The sequence below is a fragment of the Streptomyces durbertensis genome, assembly GCF_014156695.1.
In the GTDB taxonomy this organism is placed as follows: Bacteria; Actinomycetota; Actinomycetes; order Streptomycetales; family Streptomycetaceae; genus Streptomyces; species Streptomyces durbertensis.
The window spans coordinates 1-4,967 of record NZ_WMLF01000407.1 but is presented as its reverse complement, the minus strand read 5'-3'; the positions used below and the strand labels follow the sequence as shown (position 1 = coordinate 4,967).

The 4,967-nt window shown below is 72.6% G+C and carries 4 protein-coding genes and 1 pseudogene; 3 read left to right on the top strand and 2 right to left on the bottom strand.

The genetic code is table 11. The features are described from left to right. Positions 1 to 781 (top strand): annotated as a pseudogene (locus tag GL263_RS21475) (hypothetical protein); the annotation flags it as partial. 92 nt (positions 782 to 873) lie between these two features. On the opposite strand, the gene GL263_RS21470 reads toward GL263_RS21475, so the two are convergent. Beyond that, on the bottom strand, positions 874 to 1,074 hold the full coding sequence (locus tag GL263_RS21470; protein WP_182857382.1) for a CsbD family protein: 201 nt from the start codon (positions 1,072 to 1,074) through the stop codon (positions 874 to 876). 203 nt (positions 1,075 to 1,277) lie between these two features. On the opposite strand from GL263_RS21470, the gene GL263_RS21465 reads away from it, so the two are divergent. Then, positions 1,278 to 2,885 (top strand): cation:proton antiporter domain-containing protein, encoded by a 1,608-nt coding sequence (locus GL263_RS21465; RefSeq protein WP_182857381.1) that lies wholly within the window; start codon positions 1,278 to 1,280, stop codon positions 2,883 to 2,885. Between the two features lie 77 nt (positions 2,886 to 2,962). Here the strand turns inward: GL263_RS21465 and GL263_RS21460 are convergent, their stop codons facing one another. Next, complete coding sequence (locus GL263_RS21460) at positions 2,963 to 4,042, bottom strand: flavin-containing monooxygenase (protein ID WP_182857380.1); 1,080 nt, start codon at positions 4,040 to 4,042, stop codon at positions 2,963 to 2,965. Between the two features lie 168 nt (positions 4,043 to 4,210). On the opposite strand from GL263_RS21460, the gene GL263_RS21455 reads away from it, so the two are divergent. Then, a complete protein-coding gene (locus GL263_RS21455) occupies positions 4,211 to 4,942 on the top strand; it encodes a hypothetical protein (RefSeq protein ID WP_182857379.1) in 732 nt (243 codons plus the stop codon). Positions 4,943 to 4,967 lie beyond the last annotated feature (25 nt).

Below are 4,967 nucleotides of genomic sequence, written 5' to 3'. Positions count from 1 at the left end.
GCCCACTCCCCCGCCCGCGCAGCAGCCGCAGCCGACTCCCCCGCCGTCGTACGGCTATCCCCAGGCATCCCCGCACGGAGGGTCGCCGCACCAGACCACGCCGTACGGCGCCGCGGGCCCGTACCCGCCGGCCGCCCACCCGACCGGGCAGACCGCCGCCCGCGGCGGCGGCCGGAACGCATTGCTGATCGCCGCGGTCGCGGTGGTGGTGGCGCTGGCGGCCGGCGGCACGGTCTACGCGGTGATGAACAGCGGCGACCGCGGCGGCTCGGCGTCCGGCGCCGAGAGCCCGGACGACGGGGGCGGCGAGAAGCGCGGCGACAACGCCGCCGGCAGCGGTTCCGAGGAATCCGCCGGCACCCGCGACCCCGGCGACGGCTCGTCCTCCCCGGACACCGAGCCGACACCGGACCCCGCCGAGAGCGAGGCGACGCCGGACGACAGCAACGCGGTCCCGTCCGCCTTCGTCGGCGAGTGGCGGGCCCAGTTCGGTACGGGATCGCAGGTCAACACACGTGCGATGAGCATCCGGCAGGGGCGGGTCGGGGAGCGGGTGATGACGCTGCACGGCTACGGACCGGGCTACAGCTGCCGCTGGACGGCCACCCTGCGCGCGTCGGGGCCGCCGCTGGAGCTGGACGAGTCGCAGCTGGTCTCCGGCGACCGGACGAAGTGCTCGCCCGGCGAGTGGAGCCGGCTCACTCTCAGCGGCGACGGCGTGCTCACCCGTGAACTGGTCGGCAGCGGCGGCGAACCGGTCACCTACCGCAGGCTGGACTGATCCTCAAGGCGCGACGACGGGCCGTGGACGCGGGTCGTCACCCGCGTCCACAGCCCGTACGGCCCTCGGGCGGTGACGTTGCCGTCCGCCGCCTACTTCTTGCCGCGGCGCTTCTCGCTGAGGGAGTCCTTCAGCCCCTCGATGCGGTCCTTGCCGTCCTCCATCGCGCCCTTGGCCTTGCCCTTGGTCTCGTCCGTCTTGCCCTCGGACCTCTTCCGCTCGTCACCCGTCAGCTTGCCGGCGGCCTGCTTGGCCTTGCCCTTCATCTTGTCCATGGCGCCTTCGTCAGCCACGACAATCTCCTCACAGTTGGACAAACGCGGTCGCCTCCACGCTAGGGGACAGCCGGAATCCCCGCCTCCGCTGGCGGTCCGCCCGGGGGACGCGCACGTCGACCGCGCCGGAGAAGCGCGGGAGTGGCTGAAAGTCGCCGGTGGGCGGTATGGGAGGCTCGAGTGGCCGAACCCCGACGAACCGCCGAGGAGCAGCAAGATCCATGGAACCCGCCTACCTGCTCGCCCCCTTTGTCGGCGGCCTCCTGGCCATGGCGATACGACTGCCCCCGCTGGTGGGCTTCCTCGCGGCCGGTTTTGCACTGAAGGCGATGGGGTACGGCTCGATCCCCGCGCTGGAGACCATCGCGGATCTCGGCGTCACCCTGCTGCTCTTCACCATCGGCCTGAAGCTGAACGTGCGGACCCTTCTGCGCAAGGAGGTCTGGGGCGCGGCGACGCTGCACATGGTGACGTCGACGGGGGTCTTCGTCGGCGTGCTGGCACTGCTGAAACTGGTCGGATTCTCCCTGCTGGCGGGCGCCGGGCTCCAGTCGTTCGCGGTGATCGCCTTCGCGCTGTCGTTCTCCAGCACGGTCTTCGCCGTGAAGGTGCTGGAGGAACGCAGCGAGTCACGGTCGCTGTACGGGCGGACCGCGATCGGCGTACTGATCATGCAGGACATCTTCGCGGTCGTCTTCCTCACCGCCTCCACCGGCAAGCTGCCAAGCCCGTGGGCGGTCTGCCTGCTCCTGCTGATCCCGCTGTCGGGCGTGCTGCGCCGCCTGCTGCCGCGGATCGGGCACGGCGAGATGCAGATCCTGTTCGGCGTCGTGCTCGCGCTGGTGCTGGGCTACGCGCTGTTCGAGCAGGCCGGCATCAAGGGCGACCTGGGCGCGCTGATCATCGGCATGCTGCTGGCGCCGCACCCGTCGGCGGCGGGTCTGTCGAAGTCGCTGTTCAACATGAAGGAGCTGTTCCTCGTCGGCTTCTTCGTCTCGATCGGCCTGACCGCTCTGCCGAGCTGGGACATGGTCGCGCTCGCGGTGCTGCTGGTGGCGCTGGTGCCGCTGAAGAGCCTGCTGTTCCTGCTGATCTTCTCCGGTTTTCGGCTGCGGAAGCGGACGTCGTTCCTGGCGACGCTCAGCCTGTCGAACTTCTCCGAGTTCGGGCTGATCGTTGCCGTGGTGGCCGCCGGACAGGGTTGGGTCACGGACGACTGGCTGGTCGTGCTGTCGCTCGCCGTCGCGCTCAGCTTCGCGGGGGCCGCGGTGCTCAACTTCCGCAGCCGTCCGCTGTTCACCCGGCTGGAGCCGAGGATGCGGGACCGGGATGTGTCCACGCTCCACCCGGACGACCGGCCGATCGAGATCGGCCGCGCCCAGGTGGTCGTGCTCGGCATGGGCCGGGTCGGCCGCGGCGCCTACGACCGGCTGACCGACGCGTACGGCCTGGACGTGCTCGGCGTGGACACCGACGTCGACAAGGTCACCGACCTCCAGGCCGCCGGCTACACGGTGCTGGAGGGCGACGCCACCGACGAGGACTTCTGGGAGAAGCTGACGCTGGCCGAGCACGTCGAGCTCGTGGTCCTCGCCATGCCGCACCACGCGGGTAACTTCTTCGCGTTGGAGCAGTTGCGGCACCAGGAGTTCCGCGGCCGGATCGCGGCCGCGGTCACCCACTTCGAGGAGATCGAGCCACTGGAGCGGCGCGGCGCACACGCGGTGTTCCACCTGTACGAGGAGGCCGGCACCGCGCTCGCCGACAGCGCGGCGGAGGTCGCGGGACTCACCCCCGGCGGCGGCGTGCGCCGCGACAGCGTGGGGTGACCCCGGCCGACCGGGCGGCGCACTTCCCGACCCGCCGGCCCGGCGCGCCCGCGAGGGAGGCCGGCTTCCGCGAAGGCTCACCGGCGGTCCGCCCGCAGCCGCCGGGCCAGTACCCGCGCGACGTGGGCGGCGTCCCGGCCCACGCCGCGCAGCGCGGCCGAGGCCGGGGTGCGCTGCCACTCCAGGCCGACGTACGCCAGCCGCGGATGGACGGTGGACAGCCCGGCGCGCTGCCGCGGCTGCCCGCTGTCGTCCAGGGCGCCCAGCGGCGCCAGCCAGCCAACGTCCGGGCGGTAGCCGGTGGCCAGCAGCAGGGCGTCGACCCGCTCGGCCTCCCCGTCCGGCCAGACCACGGTGTCCCCACGCACCGCGCGGAACATCGGACGGTACTCCGGGGCGGCGGCGGCGAGCGCGGCCCGGTAGCGGCCGTCGTCGATGACCGGCTGGGTCGGCGGCCGGCGGACGAACCGGCCGAGCGGCGCCGCGTCCAGACCGGAGACGCCGAGCCAGAAGTGCAGGTCGCGGCCGAGCGTGCGCTGCCGCAGCAGCCGCGGTGGCCGCCGCCCGGTCAGCGTGACGCGGGCGATGCCGGAGAGCTCGGCGGCGATCTGCACGGCCGAGTTGCCCGTGCCGACGACCACCACCCGCCGCCCGGCGAAGGGTTCGGGCGTCCGGTACTCGGCGGCGTGCGGCCGGGGACCGTGGAACGCCTCCAGCGCGGCGGGGCGGTGGGGGTTGCCGAAGCCCCCGGTCGCGGCGACCAGCGCGCGGGCCGCGAGGTGTGTGCCGTCCGCGAGCAGGAGGCGGAAGCCGTCGCCGTCGCGGCGCGCCTCGGCCACTCGCGCCCCGGTGTGGATCCCGCAGTCGAGCCGGGCGGCGTAGCGCGCCAGGTAGTCGACGACGTCGTCGCGGCCCGGGTGGCGCTCGGGGTCGCCGCCGAAAGGCAGACCGGGCAGGGCGGCGTAGCGGGCGGGTGAGAACAGCCGCAGGCTGTCGTAGTACCGGGGCCAGGAGCCGACCGGCCGGTCCGACGCCTCCAGGACGACGGGCCGGAGCCCGCGCCGCAGCAGTTCCCGCGCGGTCGCCAGACCCGACTGGCCTCCGCCCACGACCACGACGTCCGCCGTCTCCGCACCCGCACCCGTACGACCACGCATCGGACCATCCTCTGTTTCGATGTTCTTCTATCTTGATGGATATCAAATCAGAGCGACGAGGACCGGACAAGCCCACGCCCGCCGGCCGGAGCGACTCACGCGGCCGACGCGGCCGACGCGGCCATGCGGCAGACTGCGGGGTCGACCCGAGGGAAGGACTCAGCACTCATGTCAGGACGGAAGACCGGGCGTTCGGCGGCGACGGCGGCCGCGCTCTGCGCCGCGCTGCTGGTCGCCGGCTGCGGGGGCGGCGACGGCGACAACAAGGGGGACGGGCGCGACGGTTCGGCGGAGAAGTCCTCCGACGACGCCGGAAAGCTGACGGACGCAGCCAACAAGGCGATGCGCGGCACGTCGTTCCACGCCTCCGGGAGCACCACCGCCTTCCCGGACGGCAAGCAGGAGATGTGGTCCGTCCCGGACGTGGGCATCCGCATCAAGGTGACCGCCTCCGAACTACCGGGCGGCGAAAGCGAGATGTACTCCGCGGACGGCGAGATCTACACCGGAGTCCCGCTGTTCGCGGCCCAACTCGCTCAGCGGGGCGAGAAGGTGGACGTGCCGAAGGACCTCGACGCCAAGTTCGTCAAGGCGCCCTCCGGCGGCGACTGCTCCCGGCTGTTCGAGATCTTCCCGGGCGCCGAGCGCCAACCCGACCTGGACACCAGCGTGGACGGCAAGGCCACCCGGGCGCTCGTCAGCGAGGCCCAGGGCAACAAGGACGTCTACCACGTCGCGAAGGACGGCACCCCGTACATGCTGCGGCTGGACTCGACGTACAACGGTCGGGAGAGCCGGACCACGTACGACTCGTTCGGGAAGGCCATGGAGATCACCCCGCCCAAGGCGGCGGACGCCGTCTCGATGGAGCAGTTCCGCGACGCCGTGAAGTCCGACTGACCTGCCGCGTGGGGCCCGGCTGACC

What these genes read in the sequence shown, in the direction of transcription:
- GL263_RS21465 (WP_182857381.1), top strand. Translation starts at nt 1,278, where the DNA reads ATGGAACCCGCCTACCTGCTCGCCCCCTTTGTCGGCGGCCTCCTGGCC.
- GL263_RS21460 (WP_182857380.1), bottom strand. Translation starts at nt 4,042, where the DNA reads ATGCGTGGTCGTACGGGTGCGGGTGCGGAGACGGCGGACGTCGTGGTC.
- GL263_RS21455 (WP_182857379.1), top strand. Translation starts at nt 4,211, where the DNA reads ATGTCAGGACGGAAGACCGGGCGTTCGGCGGCGACGGCGGCCGCGCTC.